This window comes from Streptomyces sp. NPDC048639, from assembly GCF_043199075.1.
Taxonomy (GTDB): domain Bacteria; phylum Actinomycetota; class Actinomycetes; order Streptomycetales; family Streptomycetaceae; genus Streptomyces.
Genome location: NZ_JBICVP010000007.1, coordinates 342,282 through 360,109, shown reverse-complemented (window position 1 = coordinate 360,109; position 17,828 = coordinate 342,282). Strand labels below are relative to the sequence as shown.

Genomic DNA, 17,828 nt, shown 5'->3' with positions numbered 1-17,828 from the left:
GTGGCGAAAGCACTGCCGGGGTGCCCGTGCGCAGCGTAACTTAACTGCAGAGCAGTGGCTCGAGTACCCAGCCCGCGCCCAACCGCCCGAGGGGTCCCGTGACCGTCCATCCCACTCTTCAGCCCTACATCGACGCCTGGACTCACTCCATCGAAGCCATATCCGAGCTGGTCTCCCCGCTCGTCGAGGGCGAGTGGAACCACGCCACCTCCTGCCCCGGCTGGTCGGTGCGCGACGTGGTCTCCCATGTCATCGGGGTGGACTGCGAGATGCTCGGCGATCCGCGTCCGATCCACACCCTGCCCCGCGACCTGTACCACGTCACGTCCGAGCTGACCCGCTACACCGAGGTGCCGGTCGACGTACGGCGGTGCCACACCGCGCCGGAGATGACCTCCGAGCTTGAGTACACGATCATCCGCCGCTCCCGGCAGCTCCGTAACGAGACGCGTGACCCCGGGACGAAGGTCCGCGGGCCGCTGGGTGTCGAGCAGACCCTCGAAGAGGCCCTGCGCTGGCGGGCGTTCGAGGTCTGGGTCCACGAGCAGGATCTGCGCCGTGCGCTGCGCAAGCCCGGCAACCTCGACTCGCCGGGCGCGGTCGTCGCCCGCGACTACCTCGTGGACGCGCTGCCCGAGGTCGTGGCCAAGGACGCGGGTGCGCCGCTCAACACGGCTGTGGTCTTCGACGTGCACGGTCCGCTGGAATTCATGCGGACGGTCCGGCTGGACGCCGAGGGCAACGCCTCCGTCAACGGCAGCCCGTCGCTGGGCCCGGCGGCCACGCTGACCCTGGACTGGGAGACGTACATGCTGCTGGCCTGCGGCCGCGTGAGGCTGGAGGCCGTGTCCGAGCAGGTGAAGACCGAAGGGGACCAGGAACTGGCGCAGGCGATCCTGAAGGAGTTCGCCGTCACGCCGTAACGGCCGCCGGGGACGGTCCGGTCGACCGGCCCGGTGACGGGAGAGCCGCCCGTACGCGGTACTTGTCATGACGTCGCGGGGCGGCGCGACGTCATGGAGTGAGCAGGGCCCGGTGGCACGGCAGTTGGCCACACCGGGACGTCATGGCGCGATGTTGTGGTTCAGGCGGAACAGGTTGCCGGGGTCGTGGCGGCGCTTGATCTCCGCCAAGTGGTCGTAGTTCTGCCGGTAGTTGGCTCGGACGCGGCTGTCGTCGTCGTGGTCCATGAAGTTCACATAGCCGCCCCGAAGGCAGTGCGGGGCGAGCGCGGCGGAGTAGGCGCGCACCCACCCGGCGGCGGACTCGCAGGCGGCACGGGTCGTCAGGGCGGGCGAGAGGGCGGTGGAGAAGGCGGCGTCCCGGTAGGCGAACGCGGTCTCCTCCGGCCCGATGCGGTGGCAGGCGCCGTCGATCGGGAAGAACACCGTCGCGCTCTGCAGGCTCGGTGTCATGGCGCCGTAGGACAGGTGCACATCGATGGCCGGGTCGCTCAGATCACGGCTGAAGTGCCCCTTCCCGTAGTGATGGAGGCCCGCGGGCAGCATCTCGTCGAAGAGGGTGTTGATCACCGGGTACGGCACGCGGTCGACGGCACTGCCGAGCACCGGGCCGACGTCCTCCAGGCGGGCACGGATCCGCCGGTCGTCCTCGGGCGGTCCGGTCCAGCAGACGACCAGTCCGCACACCGGCCTGCCGTGCCAGCGCTCGGGCAGGAAGGGCACCGGCGGTCCGAGGGTGATGACCAGCAGGGCGCTGAAGTTCTCGTCGCTGCCGGCGATCAACTCCCGGTATCCGCGCATCACATCGGCGTCGAGCGGATAGAAGACCGGACCGCCGAGGACGTCGCCCACCGGGTGCAGCCGGTAGGTGAAGGCGGTGACCACCCCGACGTTGCCGCCGCCACCGCGCACGGCCCAGAACAGATCCGGGTGCCGTTCCTCGTCGCAGGTGAGGAACCGTCCGTCCGCGGTGACCAGATCCGCCGCGAGCACGTTGTCGCACGCCAGGCCGCAGCGGCGGGCGAGATGGCCCATGCCCCCGCCCGTGGTCAGGCCGCCGACGCCGGTACTGGACACGACACCACCCGTGGTGGCCAGCCCGAAGGCATGGGCGGCGTGATTGACGTCCGCCCAGGTGCAGCCGCCCTGGACGAGCGCCGTACGGGCCTCGGGGTCGACCCGGATGCCCCGCATGCGGCCGAGATCCAGGACGACACCGCCGTCGCAGCTTCCCAGCCCCGAGAAGCTGTGGTTGCCGCCGCGCACGGCGAGCAGCAGGTCCTGCTCGCGGGCGAAGTCCACGACCGCGATGGCGTCTTCGGCGTCGGCGGCCCGGACGATGACCGCCGGGTGCTTGTCGTACATGGCGTTGTAGACCTGCCGGGCCTCGTCGTAGGCGGGGTGGCCGGGCTCGATGATGTCGCCGCGGACGGCGCCGCGGAGGCGTTCCAGCAGCGCGTCTTCCAGCGGGGTGGTGAGGGCGGTCATGGCGGGCACCGGCTTTCCGGGGCGTCGGAGGAACGCTGACAGCACCCGTTGTAGACGCGCCGGGCGGGCGTCCTCATCGCCGGGACGGCCCATTCCGCAGGGGCGCCGCATGGGCAGAACGACCCATGCGGCCGGTCGCCGCGCTTCTCCGCGAGCGTCGCGCCCACCGCGTACGCACGTGGAGGGAGGGGCGGCTGTGGCGCGCGCTGCCATCACCCCATGGTCACCAATCCCTCACAACCGGACGTACAACGGGTAATGCCCCTTTCGAGTCGCACTCCGTGAATGCGGCGTATTCGTGCCGCACCGGACCGATTCGAAGGGCTTCAACGTATGTCCCGAGAACGACGCAGAACTCGTTCCGCGCGGCTGACCGCGTCCCTCGCCGCGGCGGCCCTGCTTGCCGGAGGAGCGGGCGCCTGGGCTCTCACCGGTGCATCGGCCCAGGCCGCGACAGGGTCGGCGGACGCCCAGGACGACTTCAACGGTGACGGTTACGCGGACCTGGTCGTCGGCGCCCCGGACGCCGCCGTGTCGGACAAGGCGAACGCGGGCTATGTGGCCGTCATGTACGGCTCGGCCGACGGGCTCTCCCCCTCCCACAAGAAGATCATCAGCCGCGACACCGGCGGTGTACCCGGCTCGGCGACCGCCGAACAGTACTTCGGAACCACCTTCACCAAGGGGGATCTGGACAAGGACGGCTTCAGCGACCTCGTGATCGCGGGCGGCAAGGCGGGCTCGGTCATCCTCTGGGGATCCGCCTCCGGTCTGACCGGCGGGACGGACATCGCGGGGTACGGGGGCGCGCCGCAGATCGGTGACTTCGACGGCGACGACACCGTCGACCTCGCCCTGTTCACCGGCCAGTACTCCAGCAGCGACTACCCCGAGGGGGCTCCGGCCACCCTGTGGAAGGGCCCCATATCCCGTGCCGGGAAACCGGCCGCCGTCCAGAACATCGTGGACAAGTCCCAGTGGTGGGGCCATGAGGAGCACGACCCCTCGTGCGCAACCAAGAGCGGCTGCGAGGACGGCCCCGACTCGATCACCGGCCCGATCCGGTCCGGCCAGGTCGGCGACATCAATGGCGACGGCAAGGACGACATCGTCCAGCAGAGCTACGTCGGCGACGGCGAGTGGGGCAACCGCGTGCTCTACGGCGGCAGTTCGGGCTTCACCTACGAACGGGCGAACGGAGACACCACGGGCGAGGTCGGCACCGGTGTGGGGGATGTGAACGGCGACGGCTACGACGACGTGGTCGGCGGCGTGGACGAGGCATGGGTCGCGTGGGGCTCGGCCTCCGGCCTGTCCGACGAGAATGTGGAGTACTTCGACCAGGACCTGGCCGGCTTCCCCGGCCACCAGGAGGACCGGGACGAGCTCGGCGCCTCGGTCTCGGTCGAGGACGTCACGGGCGACGGTTACGCCGACATCGCGCTCGGCATCCCGGGCGAGGACGTCGGCCGCACCGCCGACGCCGGCTCGATCGCCCTCCTCCACGGCAGCGCCTCCGGTGTCACCGGTGCCGGAGCCCAGGTCTTCCACCAGGACACATCCGGTGTTCCCGGAGCCGCCGAGGAGAACGACCGGTTCGGCATCAGCACCGCGCTCCTGGACGTCGACGGCAATGGCCACCGCGACCTCGCCGCCGGCTCCACCGCCGAGAACGGCGAGAACGGCGCGACCTGGCTGCTGCGCGGCACCTCGACGGGCCTCACGGCAACGTCCGCCTACGCCTTCGGCGCCAAGGACCTCGCCGCGCCCTTCAAGGACGCCTTCTTCGGAGCCCCCCTGGGCTGACGGGCGACCCGCGAGGGTGCCTGGGGCCTGCCACCGCATCGGACGGCGTGGCGGCTGCCCCGTACTGTCCCGGCTTCTCGTCCTGAACACGTGAACACATGAACGCGTGAATGCGCGCCCGCAGCCATGGGCGGATGGCTGGGGGCGCGTTCTGCTGCGTGACGAACTGCGCGATCGCTCCCGCGCCAGGGGTGGGTGCCGGGCATCCGGACCATCCACGACGGTGGGGTGAGGCGAGCACCCGGGCGCCACGGTCGCCCGGCGCGATGCGCCCCGGGTCCCGCCGGGCCGGGGAAGGCCGTCGCCGGTCGGGCTGCCTTCGGACGGGACCGTCAGGCCAGGCCGTGCGTGCAGGCGTAGGCGGTGGCGGCCGCGCGCGAGGACACGTCCAGCTTCGCGAAGATGTTGTTGAGGTGGCGGGCCACGGTGTGTTCGCTGATCACCAGCTCGCCGGCGATGGACCGGTTGGTGCGCCCCGCCGCGACCAGGCGCAGTACCTCGGCCTCCCGTTCCGTGAGGTGGCCGGGGAGCGGAGCGCGGTCGTCGCCGAGCAGGGCGGCTGCCCGGCGGGCATCGGGCGCCGCGCCGAGCCGCTCGAACGCCGCCCGGGCGGCGCGCAGTTCGAGCCGGGCGCCTTCGGTGTTCCCCGATTCCCGGTCCGCGGCGCCCAGTGTCATACGGACCTGCGCCGCCTCGTACGGAACGCCCAGCCGCATCCACAGGTCCAGTGCCCGGTGCAGAAGCGGCAACGCGTGTTCCAGGTCATGGTCGGCGTACGCGAGCGCGCCACCCGCCCCCGCGGCGGCCGCGTGCAGGACCGTGGTCCCGGACCGGCGCCGCTCCTGCCAGTCACGGGCGAGGGCGTCCAGCTCGCCGGCCGCCGCCTCGGCCCGGTCGCGCTGTCCGAGGGCGAGGGAGAGCTCGACCTCGGCGGACAGCAGGCGGCTCCTGCTCATGCGGTCGTGGCTCTCGTCGGCCAGGGCGATCCGCAGGGCGGCCGCGGCGGATTCCGCCTTGCCCTGGGCCAGGCGGAGCAGGGCGAGACCGGGCTGCGGGTCGCGGCCCAGCTCGTGCGCCCTGCCGTACGCCGCCTCGGCCGCGGCCGGGTCTCCGCGGCGCCGCTCGATCTCCCCGGCCAGATAGAGGGCCTCGGCGGCGACCGGCGGCAGGTGGGGGAGGAGGTCGTCGCAGGTCAGGGCTGCTTCCGTGGCGGCCTCCGGCCAGGCGCCGCGGAGTTCGAGAACTTCGGCGCGGTGCACCCGGCACAGCCCCCGGAAGGCGTTCTCCCGCGGCATCGCCGCGCACCACTCCATCGCAGCCTCGGTCCACTCCACGGCCCGTTCGAGATCCACGGCCGCCATGCAGTGCTGCAGTCCGAGGCAGTAGATCCAGCCGGTGAAGAACGAGCTGAGCTCCCCGGCCATGACCGAGCACATCGCGTCGTCGAGCTGCGCGAGCCCGTCGGCGACGCGCCCCCTGGCCAGCAGCACCCCGGCCTGCGCCTGCCGGCTCATGGCGAGCATGTCCTCGCTGCCGCAGCGCCGCGCGATACCGGCCATCCGCCCCGCGCACGCCATGGCCTCCTCGTACGCGCCGCGGCGCGCGGCCTCCTCCGCCTCGGTCCAGACGAGGTAGCACTGCTCTGCGCACTCCGGCTCACCGTCCAGATGCTGCCGGGCCCGTCGAAGCCACCCGGCCGACGCGGCATCCCGGCCCGCGAGCCGGTACTCGTAGAACAGCAGCCAGGCGCTGAGGCCGGCCCGCCGGTCGTCGTGCGCCGCGGCATAGCCGGAGTACGCCTTGAGGCGGGCGGCGACGGACTCCTCGACGCGGCTGGTCCACCAGGCCGCGTCTGCGAGCGCCGCGAGGTCGTCGGGGCCGAGCCGGGCGGGGTCGAGGCCGGCCAGCAGGTCGTACGCCTCGGCCCAGGACTCCCGGGCGACGGCGTCCCTGGTCCGGTCCTTCGCCCGCCGGGTGCCGGCGGTGCGGTCGGTCATGTGCGGCTCCCTTCTCGCGCCGGGCGAGCGGGACTGCCTCCGTGACCAGCATAGGAGCGGAACGCGCCGGGGCCCCTGCCCGTCCGGTGAACGGAGGGCAGGGGCCCCGGCGCATGGGGTGCGCGGACCGCGGCGACCGCGGCGGCGGTCGGGCGGATCAGCTCGAGGAGCGGATCAGAAGGAGGCCTCGTCCAGCTCCATCAGGGACTGGTCGATGGTCTCGGCCAGACGGCGCTGCACCCCGACACCGGTCAGGACGTTGCGGGCGAAGAACTTCGCCGCCGCGACCTTGCCCTCGTAGAAGGACTTGTCCTTGGGGGTGGCGGAGGCGAGCTTGTCGTTCGCGATCGCGGCGCCCTTGAGGAGCAGATAGCCGACCACCACGTCACCGGAGGCCATCAGCAGGCGGGTGGTGTTGAGCCCCACCTTGTAGATGGACTTGACGTCCTTCTCCGTGGCGGCGAGGTCGGTCAGCATCGCGCCGACGATCGCCTCCAGGTCGACGGCCGCCGCCGCGAGCTCCTCGCGGGCCTCGGCCAGGTCGTCGCCGCCGGGGGTGTCGGCCAGGAACTTCTTGATCTCCTCGGAGAGGGAGGTCAGCGCCTGGCCCTGGTTGCGGACGATCTTCCGGAAGAAGTAGTCCTGGCCCTGGATGGCGGTGGTGCCCTCGTAGAGGGTGTCGATCTTGGCGTCCCGGATGTACTGCTCGATCGGGTATTCCTGCAGATAGCCGGAGCCGCCGAAGATCTGCAGCGACTGGGCGAGCTGCTCGTAGGACTTCTCCGAGCCGTAGCCCTTCACGATCGGCAGGAGCAGGTCGTTGAGGGCGGTGGCGGCGGAGGTGTCCTCGCCCGCGGCCTCCTTGACGATGATCTCGTCCTGGACGCTGGCCGTGTAGAGGACGAGGGCGCGCATGCCCTCCGCGTACGCCTTCTGCGTCATCAGCGAGCGGCGCACGTCGGGGTGGTGCGTGATGCTGACGCGCGGCGCCGTCTTGTCGGTGAAGGCGGCCAGGTCCGGGCCCTGCACACGCTCCTTGGCGTACTCCAGGGCGTTGAGGTAGCCGGTCGAGAGGGTGGCGATGGCCTTCGTGCCGACCATCATCCGCGCGAACTCGATGATCATGAACATCTGGCGGATGCCGTCGTGCTTCTCGCCGATGAGCCAGCCCTTGGCCGGGTGGCGGTCGCCGAAGGTCAGCTCGCACGTGTTCGAGGCCTTGAGGCCCATCTTGTGCTCGACGTTGGTGGCGTAGACGCCGTTGCGCTCGCCCAGCTCACCGGTCTCGAAGTCGAACTCGTACTTCGGGACGAGGAAGAGGGAGAGGCCCTTGGTGCCGGGGCCTGCGCCCTCGGGGCGGGCCAGGACGTAGTGAATGATGTTCTCGGACATGTCGTGCTCGCCCGAGGTGATGAAGCGCTTCACGCCCTCGATGTGCCAGGAGCCGTCCTCCTGCTGGACCGCCTTGGTGCGGCCGGCGCCCACGTCCGAGCCGGCGTCCGGCTCGGTCAGCACCATCGTCGAGCCCCACTGCTTCTCGACGGCGAGCTTGGCGATGTGGCGCTGCTGCTCGGTGCCCTCGTCGAAGAGGACGCCGGCGAAGGCGGGCCCGGAGGCGTACATCCACACGGCCGGGTTCGAGCCGAGGATGGTCTCGGCGAAGCCCCACAGCAGCGAGCGCGGGGTCGTGGTGCCGCCCAGCTCCTCCGGGATGCCCAGACGCCACCACTCGGCGTCCATGTACGCCTGGTAGCTCTTCTTGAAGGTGTCGGGGACGGGCGCGGTGTTGGTCTCGGGGTCGAAGACCGGCGGGTTGCGGTCCGCGTCGGCGTAGGAGTCGGACAGCTCGTTCTCGGCGAGACGGGCTATCTCGGAAAGGACGCTCTTGGCGGTCTCGACATCCATCTCCTCGAACGGGCCGGTGCCGTAGACGGCGTCGCGGCCGAGCACCTCGAAGAGGTTGAACTCGATGTCGCGGAGATTCGACTTGTAGTGCCCCATGGCGACGGCTCCGTTAGGGATCGGGAGGCTTGGTCCTCGTCACACGTACTGCGTATCAGTTGGTGCTTCCCATGATGCTACCGGCCAGTAATAAGAAGCAAGTCCTCACCCGCTCAATGTGACTCAGTACTCTTGCGGGCATGTACGGCTACGACCAGACCGCCAGCGCGGGGCAGCAGTACGCCGCGCCGCCGCCCGGCCCTCAGCAGCAGGCGCCCGGCGGCTACGGCGAACAGCCGCTCTACCCCGAGCCGTCGCCGCCCTCGCTGGCCGACGCCGTGCGCGCCTTCACCACGGGCTCGATGTCGGCCGAGGACTTCCAGCAGATCTTCTCGACGTCCAAGATCTACTGCCCGCGGGGCGAGGGGCCGGGGTTTCTGGCGCTGCACAACACCCAGCAGCCGGTGATCCCGATGTTCACCTCGCTCAAGGAGCTCCGGCGCTACGCGGGCAAGGAGTCGAAGTACTTCGTGATCACGGGCGCCGAGGTGCTGGACCTCCTGCCGACGGGGTACGGCTTCGTGCTCGACATGGAGGGCGACCACCGGATGGTCTTCGACGCGAAGGCCGTGGAGCAGATGGTCGACTTCGCGATGCGGCGCATGTACGGCTGAGCCTCCTGGGCCGGCCGTACGGTCTCCGGCCTGTGACCTGGCCCCTGCCGCTGTGGCGGTGGGGGCTTCGCCGTGCGGGCGCGGCCCTCGGGCGTCGGCCGTCACTCGGGGAAGTCCGTCCAGGGAGCCCCTCCGGGAATGGCGGCAGATTGCTGGATGTTCACTGTTCAACTAAATTGGACGGTGAGACCCCAGGAGGACGGCCATGCCCGCTGTGACTGCCGAGAACCCGCTGAACCTGCCGCGCGTATCGGCCGCGGCCGAGTCCGAACCGCGCTCCGTGCTCGCCGTCTCGACGGCGCCGAGCGGCTTCGAGGGCGAGGGCTTCCCCGTGCGCCGGGCCTTCGCCGGGATCGACCACCGGCACCTCGACCCGTTCGTCATGATGGATCAGATGGGCGAGGTCGAGTACGCGCCCGGTGAGCCGAAGGGGACCCCGTGGCATCCGCACCGGGGCTTCGAGACCGTCACGTACCTCATCGACGGCACGTTCGTGCACCAGGACTCGCACGGCGGTGGCGGCACCATCAACGGCGGCGACACCCAGTGGATGACCGCGGGTTCCGGGCTGCTGCACATCGAGGCGCCGCCGGAGTCGCTCGTGACGAGCGGCGGGCTCTTCCACGGACTCCAGCTCTGGGTGAACCTGCCGCGCAAGGACAAGATGATCCCGCCGCGCTACCAGGACATCGCGGGCGGCCAGGTGAAACTGCTCGCCTCGGCGGACGGCGGGACGCTGCTGCGGCTGATCGCCGGTGACATCGACGGCCACCGCGGGCCGGGCGTCACGCACACACCGATCACGATGATCCACGCCTCCGTCAGCCCCGGGGCCGAACTGACGCTGCCCTGGCGGCCGGAGTTCAACGCCCTCGCCTACGGCCTGTCCGGACGCGGCACCGCAGGCGCGGAGGGGCGGCCTTTCCGCATGGGGCAGGCCGTCGTCTTCGGCCACGGGGAGACCCTGACGATCCGCGCGGACGAGGCCCAGGAATCGCGTAGCCCGAACTTCGAGGTGGTGCTGCTGGGCGGGCTGCCGATCCGGGAGCCGATGATGCAGTACGGGCCGTTCGTGATGAATACGCACGCGGAACTGGCCCAGGCCTTCGAGGACTTCCAGGCGGGCCGCCTCGGCAGCATCCCCGCGGGCGCGTAGCGGGCCCGCGGCCGGGCGTCCTCGTGGGCCGGGCGCCCCCGCGGCCGGGCGCCCCCCGCGCCGGGGTGCGGTGCGCGGCAACACCACCCCCCGGAGGGACATTGCGCGCGCGGCGGGGGCACTCCGCGCGCCGCGGGCGCGGGGGCGTGGTCCGCTGGGGCGGTGAGCCAGGACCGCACCCCCGCAGGCGAGGACCGCACCTCCGCACTGCTTCCCCGCGGCGCCCGCCGCGCAGCGGCCTGGTGCGTGGTCGTCCTGCTCGTCTCCGGCGTCGCCGCCACCTTCATCTGGCTCTGTGTCGAACTCAGGGCCGCCGTCACCCCCGTCCTCCTCGCGATGCTCGGCACCGCACTGCTCCAGCCGCTGCACCGCCGGCTGCTCAAGCTGGGGCTGAAGGCCTCGCCGGCGGCGCTGCTCACCTGCGCCGTGCTCGTCTGTGTCGTCGGGGGTGCCGGATACATCGTCGCCAGCGCCCTGATCGAGAGCGGCGACCACATCATCAACTCGCTGAAGAACGCCGCCCAGGATCTCTCCCGGCACTTCGACATCGCCGGTGACTCCCTCGACGACTTCGCCTCCAACGCCAAGGGGCTGGCCGGGAAGTACGGCAGCACGGCCGCATCCGGGCTGCTCAGCGGGGTCAGCTTCGTCGGGCACCTGGTGGCCGACGCCGTCCTGGCGCTGTTCCTGACGTTCTTCTTCCTGCGCGACGGGCACAAGGCGGCCGAGCTGCTGAAGGCGACAGCCCCGCGGGGTGCCGGCACGGAGATCGTCGCCGTGGCGCGGCGGGCGTTCCGGGCCGTCGAGGGCTTCATGCGCGGTACGACGTTCATCGCGCTGATCGACGCCGTCTGCATCACCGTCGGGCTGCTGATCCTGCGGGTCCCGGGCGCGCTGGGGCTGGGGGCGCTGGTGTTCGTCGGCGCGTACATCCCGTACCTGGGCGCGTTCATCTCCGGCAGTGTCGCCATCCTGGTGGCCCTGGCCGACCGGGGGCTGGTCATCGCGCTGTGGGTCCTGGGTGTGGTGCTGGCCGTGCAGATGCTCGAAGGGCATGTGCTGCAGCCGGTGATCCAGAGCCGTACGGTCCAGATGCACCCGGCGATGGTGATGATCGCGATCACCGCGGGCGCGGGCCTCGCGGGGATCCTCGGGATGCTCCTGGCGGTGCCGCTGTCCGCGGCCGGCTTCGGGGTGATCTCCGAGCTGCGCGCCCGCTACGCCGCCGGTTCCGCGCCCTCGAACGCCTCCTCCGCGGAGCCCGGCTCGTAGAGCTCGAACCAGGTGCACTTGCCCTCGCCGCGGGGGTCGACGCCCCAGGACTCGGCGAGCATCTCCATCAGCACCAGGCCGCGCCCGGACGAGGCCATCTCACCGGGGCGCCTGAGGTGCGGCAGTTCGTCGCTGGGGTCGGCCACATCGACGCGGAGGCGCCGCTCCCCCCGCCGGCCCACGATCTCGGCGATGATCAGCGCGTCGCCGTCGGTGTGCAGGAGCACATTGCTCGCCATCTCCGAGATCATCAGGACCGCGGCGTCCACCTGCTCGGAGTCGCCCCAGTCGTGCATCAGCTCCCGCAGCTGCCCGCGTACGACCGCGACCTGCTGGGGCTCGGTCTGCGGCACGCTCAGCACCGTACGGCGGAGGGGCCGCGGTGCACTCCCCTCGACCGGGTCGCAGCCGAAGGCGATCGGGTCCCGGCGGAGCAGCAGCACCGCGATGTCGTCCTCGCGGCGGTCGGCGAGCGGGCCGGTGCTGTGGTGCGAGGACGGGCCGTGCACGGCCTGGACGAGCCCGTCGGCGAGCGACTCCATGCTGCCCTCGTGGTTCTCGATGGTCTCGCGCAGCCGCTGCCAGCCGGTCTCCATGTCGTGGCCGCCGGTCTCGATCAGGCCGTCGGTGCAGACCAGCATCAGCTCGCCGGGCTCCAGGGTCAGCCGGGTCGTCGGATAGTCGCCCTCCGGCTCGATGCCCAGCGGCAGCCCGCCCGCGGTCGGACGCACGAGCATGGTCCCGTCGCTCATCCGGGTGGCGATGTCGGGGTGCCCGGCCCGCGCGATGTCCAGCGTGCCGGTCTCCGGGTCCACCTCGATGTACAGGCAGGTGGCGAAGCGCCCCTCCCCGCCGGCACCCGCCCCGCCTCCGGTGCCCTCTCCGTCCTCGCCGTCCGGCCACTGTTCGGCCAGCCCGGCGAGGAAGCGGGATGCCCGGGACAGCACGGCGTCGGGATGGTGCCCCTCGGCCGCGTAGGCGCGCAGGGCGATCCGGAGCTGGCCCATCAGGCCGGCGGCCCGTACGTCGTGCCCCTGGACATCCCCGATGACGAGGGCTATGCGGCCGGACGGCAGCGGGATCATGTCGTACCAGTCACCGCCGACCTGGAGCCCGCCGCCCGTCGGCACGTAGCGTGCCGCCACGCTCATCCCGGGGATGTCCGGCTGGACGGTCGGCATCATGCTGCGCTGCAGGCCGGTGGCCAGTTCGCGCTCCGTCTCCTGGACGCCGGCGCGGGAGAGGGCCTGGGCGAGCATCCGGGCCACCGTGGTGAGGACCGAGCGCTCGTCGGGTGTGAAGGCCACCGGGTAGCTGAAGGCCGCCATCCAGGCGCCCATCGTGCGCCCGCCCACGATGAGCGGGAGGAAGGCCCAGGACTTGCGGTGGAAGCGGCGGGCGAGCGGCCAGGTGGAGGGGAAGCGCTTGGCGTAGTCCTCGGGGCTGGGCAGATAGATCGCCCGGCCGTTCCGTACGACCTCGGCCGCCGGGTACTCGGTGTCCACGGACATGTGCAGGAACGGGCCCTCGTCCCCCTGCTGGTAGCCGTGGTAACCGATGATTTTCAGCCGGTCTCCCTCGACGCCGAAGACGGCCAGCCCGTCGGGCGTGAAGCCGGGCATCGAGAGGGTGGCGGCCACCCGCAGCACCTCGGCGGTGGAGCGGGCCTCGGCCAGGGCGCGGCCGGCGTCGAGCAGGAAGGCCTCGCGGGAGCGCCGCCAGTCGCCGGTGACCCTGCTGTGCGGGGCCGAGGAGGCGGTCCCGGGCTGCGGCTCGGGGACCTCCTGGAGGGTGCCGACCAGCTCGTAGCCGTCGCCGCGCAGGTACTGGCGGGAGCGGCTGCGGACGATCCGCCGGACCTTGCCGTCGTCCGACATGATCCGCAGCCGGGCCTCGGCGAGGGTGCCCTCGGCCAGTGACAGGCTGATCACGCCCTGGATCTCCAACCAGTCCACCGGGTGGAAGCGGGAGCGGACGGCGGACTCGGTGAGGCGTACGGGCACCGCGGGGAGACCGAGCAGCCGGGCGGCCTCGGCATCCAGGGAGACCTCCCCCGACGCGCTGTTCCAGCGCCAGAGGCCGGTAGCGATGGCCGACAGGACGTCCTCGGTGCGCATTGCACCACATTATGGTGGATTCCTCGGCTTTGACGACCGGCCGGACGTCAGCCGGGGCGCCCCGGCGCTCCCGGTACCCTTGCACGAGTCCCTGATGGGTGCTTCTCCAGGGCAACCGACCCCGACCAGACGACTTGGATGAACGATGCATCGGTACCGGTCACACACCTGCGGCGAGCTCCGTGCCACCGACGTCGGCGCCGACGTCCGGCTGAGCGGCTGGCTGCACAATCGCCGGAACCTGGGCGGCATCCTCTTCATCGATCTTCGCGACCACTACGGCCTGGTCCAGCTCGTCGTACGCCCCGACAGCCCCGTCAACGAGAAGCTGAGCCATCTCCCCAAGGAGACCGTGCTCCGGGTCGACGGCAGCGTCCTCGCCCGCGGCGCCGAGAACGTCAACCCCGAACTGCCCACCGGCGAGATCGAGGTCGAGGTGGGCGACGTCGAGGTGCTCGGCACGGCCGAACCGCTGCCCTTCACCGTCTACCCCGAGGACGGGGTGAACGAGGAGCGGCGCCTGGAGTACCGCTTCCTCGACCTGCGCCGCGAGCGCATGCACCGCAACATCATGCTGCGCTCCGCGGTGATCTCCGCGATCCGGCAGAAGATGACCGCGCAGGGCTTCAACGAGCTGGCGACCCCGATCCTCTCGGCGACGTCCCCCGAGGGCGCCCGTGACTTCCTGGTCCCCTCGCGGATCCACGCGGGCAAGTTCTACGCGCTGCCGCAGGCCCCGCAGCAGTTCAAGCAGCTGCTGATGATCTCGGGCTTCGACCGCTACTTCCAGATCGCGCCCTGCTTCCGCGACGAGGACGCCCGCGCCGACCGCTCGCCCGGCGAGTTCTACCAGCTCGACGTGGAGATGAGCTTCGTCGAGCAGGAGGACGTCTTCCAGGTCATCGAGAAGGTCATGACCGAGCTCTTCGAGGAGTTCGGTCGCGACCGCCACGTCACGTCGCCGTTCCTGCGGATCCCGTTCCGCGAGGCGATGCTGAAGTACGGCTCGGACAAGCCCGACCTGCGCTCCCCGCTCGAACTCGTCGACGTCTCCCACATCTTCGCCGACAGCGGCTTCAAGGCCTTCGCGGGCAAGCACGTACGAGCCCTGGCCGTGCCGGACACCGGTGACCAGCCGCGGAAGTTCTTCGACCAGATGGGCGAGTTCGCGGTCCAGCAGGGCGCGCAGGGCCTGGCCTGGGTCCGGATCGGCGAGGACGGCAAGCTTGCCGGTCCGATCGCCAAGTTCCTCACCGAGGACGACGCCGAGAAGCTCGTCGCGGAGGTCGACGGCAAGCCGGGTACCGCAGTCTTCTTCGGCGCCGGCGTGTTCGACGAGGTCTCCAAGATCATGGGCGCGGTCCGGGTCGAGGCCGCCCGCAGGACCGGGCAGTTCGAGGAGAACGTCTTCCGCTTCTGCTGGATCGTCGACTTCCCGATGTTCGAGCGGAACGAGGACACCGGGCAGATCGAGTTCTCCCACAACCCGTTCTCCATGCCGCAGGGCGGTCTCGAGGCGCTCGAGACCAAGGACCCGCTGGACATCCTGGCCTGGCAGTACGACATCGTCTGCAACGGCGTCGAGCTGTCCTCCGGCGCGATCCGGAACCACGAGCCGGAGGTCATGTACGAGGCCTTCCGCATCGCCGGGTACCCGAAGGAGGACGTGGAGCGGGAGTTCGGCGGCATGCTGCGCGCCTTCCACTTCGGCGCCCCGCCGCACGGCGGCATCGCCCCTGGCGTGGACCGCATCGTGATGCTGCTGGCGGACGAGCCCAACATCCGCGAGACGATCGCGTTCCCGCTGAACGGCAACGCGCAGGACCTGCTGATGGGCGCGCCGAGCGAGGTCGACGACGCCCGGCTGAAGGAGCTCCACCTCAGCCTCTACAAGGGTCCGGCGAAGCCGACCCCGTACAAGCCCACGAAGTAACGCGGACAGCTCGGTCGCGGGCGGTCGTCCCCCCCCCCCCCGGGGGGGACGGCCGCCCGTGTCACATTCGGGGCGCCTGTGCCGTCTCCCCCGGGAAGCCCCGCCGTCAGCGGATCGGCAGGGATCAGCGGATCAGCGGATCAGGGGATCAGGGGAGAAGCAGCCATGAACGCCGCGTTGTGGACCGCGCAAGCCGTGCTCGCCGTCGTCTTCCTGGTCTCCGGGACGCTCAAGTCCCGCTGGCCGAAGGACCGTCTGATCGCCTCGGGCCAGACCGGTGTCGCACCGTTCCCGCTCGCCGTGATCCGGACGACCGCGGTGTGCGAACTGCTCGCCGTCGCCGGGCTGATCCTGCCGTGGGCGACCGGCATCGCCCCGGTGCTCACCCCGGTCGCCGCCGTGGGCCTCTCGGTCGTCATGATCGGCGCCGTGACGAGCCACGGCTCGCTGCTGCGAGCCGATCGCACGGCCGGGCGCGGCTCGGCGGAGGCGAAGAACGTCGCGGCGAACCTGGTGATCCTGGCGCTGTGCCTCTTCGTCGCGGCCGGTCGCTTCTGAGGGATGCTCCGGGGAACAGCGGCGCCCGGGCCGCCGGTGGGGCGGCCCGGGCGCGTGGTCCTGAGGATCCGGTACGCCTGAGCGATCCGGTACGGGGGCCGGATCAGTCCTCCGGAGTCTCCTCGCCGCCGAAGCGGTCCCGGTAGGTCTCCAGGTCGTCCTCGGTGATCTTCGCGAAGAGCACCGGCGGAACGGTGAAGGCCGTCCCGGCCGGGACGGAGGACAGCGCCTTGGCCTCCTCGGCCGTCACCCACGGCTTGGTGTCGCCCTCCAGCGCGAAGGCCGACCGCATGGCCTTGGCGGAGGCCGGGATGAACGGCTCGGACACCACCGCGTAGAGATGGATCAGGTTCATCGCCGTACGCAGGGTGAGCGCGGCCGCGTCCTGGTCGGTCTTGATCTCCAGCCAGGGCGCCTTCTCCTCCAGATACGCGTTGCCCGCGCTCCACAGGGCGCGCAGCGAGGCCGCCGCCTTGCGGAACTGGAGGGACTCCATGTGGGCTTCGTACTCGCCCAGCAGGCGCGCGATCTCCTCGCCCAGGCGGGCCTCCGCCTCCCCGGCCTCCTTGCCCTCCGGGACGTTGTCGCCGAAGCGCTTGCGGGAGAAGGACAGAACGCGGTTGACGAAGTTGCCCAGGGTGTCCGCGAGGTCCTTGTTGACCACGGAGGAGAACAACTCCCAGGAGAAGGAGGTGTCGTCCGACTCCGGGGCGTTGGCCATCAGGAAGTAGCGCCAGTAGTCGGCGGGCAGCAGCTCGAGCGCCGCGTCCGTGAAGATGCCGCGCTTCTGGGACGTGGAGAACTTCCCGCCGTAGTAGTTCAGCCAGTTGAAGGCCTTGACGTAGTCGACCTTCTTCCACGGCTCGCGGGTGCCCAGAAGCATCGCCGGGAACATCACCGTGTGGAACGGGACGTTGTCCTTCGCCATGAACTCGGTGTAGCGGACGTCCTTCGCGTCGTACCACCACGACTCCCAGTCGCGGCCGGCCGGGTCGGCGTCCGCCCACTCCTTCGTCGCGCCGATGTACTCGATGGGGGCGTCGAACCAGACGTAGAAGACCTTGCCCTCGGCGGCGAGCTCGGGCCAGGTGTCGGCAGGGACGGGCACGCCCCAGTCCAGGTCGCGGGTGATCGCCCGGTCGTTGAGGCCCTCCGTCAGCCACTTGTGGGCGATGGAGGAGGCGAGCGTCGGCCAGTCCTTGCTGCCGTTGCTCTCCAGCCACGCCTCGACCTCGGGCTGCAGCTTCGACTGCAGCAGGAAGAGGTGCTTGGTCTCGCGGACTTCGAGGTCGCTGCTGCCGCTGACGGCGGAGCGGGCGTCGATCAGGTCCGTCGGGTCCAGGACGCGGGTGCAGTTCTCGCACTGGTCGCCGCGCGCCTTGTCGTAGCCGCAGTGCGGGCAGGTGCCCACGATGTAGCGGTCGGGGAGGAAGCGGTCGTCCGTGACGGAGAAGACCTGGCGGATCGAGCGCTCCTCGATGAAGCCGTGCTCCATGAGGCTGCGGGCGATGCGCTGGGTGATCTCCACATTCTCCGGCGACGAACTGCGGCCGAAGTAGTCGAAGTCCAGCGCGAAGCCGTCGTAGATCGACTTCTGCAGCTCGTGCTGCTGGGCGCAGAACTCGCCGACGGGCAGCCCGGCTTCCTTGGCGGCCAGCTCGGCGGGGGTGCCGTGCTCGTCGGTGGCGCAGATGTAGAGGACGTCGTGGCCGCGCTGCCGGAGGTAGCGGGCGTAGACGTCTGCCGGGAGCATGGACCCCACCATGTTGCCCAGGTGCTTGATCCCGTTGATGTACGGAAGGGCGCTGGTGATGAGGTGTCGAGCCATTGCCGGCTGCTCCCAAGTCGTTACGCGGAGTGAGTTTTTGATCTACAGGCTGTCAATATCGTACTGGACGGCAGGGGGCCGCCCGCGCGCCCTTTT

General features: G+C 70.8%; 12 protein-coding genes. 7 read left to right on the top strand and 5 right to left on the bottom strand.

What is annotated here, in order from left to right; translation table 11 throughout:
* The first annotated feature begins 98 nt into the window (after positions 1-98).
* Positions 99-923: a maleylpyruvate isomerase family mycothiol-dependent enzyme gene (locus ACGFNH_RS21495; protein WP_393655992.1), complete on the top strand. Its 825-nt coding sequence runs from the start codon at positions 99-101 to the stop codon at positions 921-923.
* 141 nt (positions 924-1,064) lie between these two features.
* Here ACGFNH_RS21495 and ACGFNH_RS21490 read toward each other — a convergent pair whose 3' ends face one another.
* The gene (locus ACGFNH_RS21490; protein WP_393655990.1) at positions 1,065-2,450 is read right to left on the bottom strand and encodes an FAD-binding oxidoreductase; all 1,386 of its coding nucleotides are present in this window, start codon (positions 2,448-2,450) and stop codon (positions 1,065-1,067) included.
* Between the two features lie 333 nt (positions 2,451-2,783).
* Between ACGFNH_RS21490 and ACGFNH_RS21485 the strand changes: the two genes are divergently transcribed.
* Entirely contained in the window at positions 2,784-4,256 is a 1,473-nt protein-coding gene (locus ACGFNH_RS21485) for a hypothetical protein (RefSeq protein WP_393655988.1), read from the top strand.
* A gap of 332 nt (positions 4,257-4,588) precedes the next feature.
* Here the strand turns inward: ACGFNH_RS21485 and ACGFNH_RS21480 are convergent, their stop codons facing one another.
* Positions 4,589-6,253, bottom strand: coding sequence for a LuxR C-terminal-related transcriptional regulator (locus ACGFNH_RS21480; protein WP_393655986.1), 1,665 nt, complete (start codon positions 6,251-6,253; stop codon positions 4,589-4,591).
* A 174-nt stretch (positions 6,254-6,427) separates the two neighbouring features.
* Entirely contained in the window at positions 6,428-8,254 is a 1,827-nt protein-coding gene (locus ACGFNH_RS21475) for an acyl-CoA dehydrogenase (protein ID WP_393655984.1), read from the bottom strand.
* A gap of 140 nt (positions 8,255-8,394) precedes the next feature.
* Between ACGFNH_RS21475 and ACGFNH_RS21470 the strand changes: the two genes are divergently transcribed.
* From ACGFNH_RS21470 to ACGFNH_RS21460, 3 genes are all read left to right on the top strand, one after another.
* Positions 8,395-8,868, top strand: a complete 474-nt coding sequence (locus ACGFNH_RS21470; protein WP_393655982.1) for an SseB family protein — start codon at positions 8,395-8,397, stop codon at positions 8,866-8,868.
* A 205-nt stretch (positions 8,869-9,073) separates the two neighbouring features.
* Positions 9,074-10,024, top strand: a complete 951-nt coding sequence (locus tag ACGFNH_RS21465) for a pirin family protein (RefSeq protein ID WP_393655980.1) — start codon at positions 9,074-9,076, stop codon at positions 10,022-10,024.
* Between the two features lie 162 nt (positions 10,025-10,186).
* The gene (locus ACGFNH_RS21460) at positions 10,187-11,296 is read left to right on the top strand and encodes an AI-2E family transporter (protein WP_393655978.1); all 1,110 of its coding nucleotides are present in this window, start codon (positions 10,187-10,189) and stop codon (positions 11,294-11,296) included.
* Here the strand turns inward: ACGFNH_RS21460 and ACGFNH_RS21455 are convergent.
* A complete protein-coding gene (locus ACGFNH_RS21455) occupies positions 11,242-13,413 on the bottom strand; it encodes a SpoIIE family protein phosphatase (RefSeq protein ID WP_393655976.1) in 2,172 nt (723 codons plus the stop codon). The two genes, ACGFNH_RS21460 and ACGFNH_RS21455, sit on opposite strands and share 55 nt — an antisense overlap.
* Before the next feature lie 145 nt (positions 13,414-13,558).
* On the opposite strand from ACGFNH_RS21455, the gene aspS reads away from it, so the two are divergent.
* Positions 13,559-15,346 carry an aspartate--tRNA ligase gene (aspS, locus tag ACGFNH_RS21450; RefSeq protein ID WP_393655974.1) on the top strand — a complete coding sequence of 596 codons (1,788 nt, stop codon included), beginning with the start codon at positions 13,559-13,561 and terminating at the stop codon, positions 15,344-15,346.
* Between the two features lie 165 nt (positions 15,347-15,511).
* The gene (locus ACGFNH_RS21445) at positions 15,512-15,904 is read left to right on the top strand and encodes a DoxX family protein (protein ID WP_393655972.1); all 393 of its coding nucleotides are present in this window, start codon (positions 15,512-15,514) and stop codon (positions 15,902-15,904) included.
* 103 nt (positions 15,905-16,007) lie between these two features.
* Here the strand turns inward: ACGFNH_RS21445 and metG are convergent, their stop codons facing one another.
* Positions 16,008-17,732: a methionine--tRNA ligase gene (metG, locus tag ACGFNH_RS21440; RefSeq protein WP_393655971.1), complete on the bottom strand. Its 1,725-nt coding sequence runs from the start codon at positions 17,730-17,732 to the stop codon at positions 16,008-16,010.
* Between the last annotated feature and the right edge of the window lie 96 nt (positions 17,733-17,828).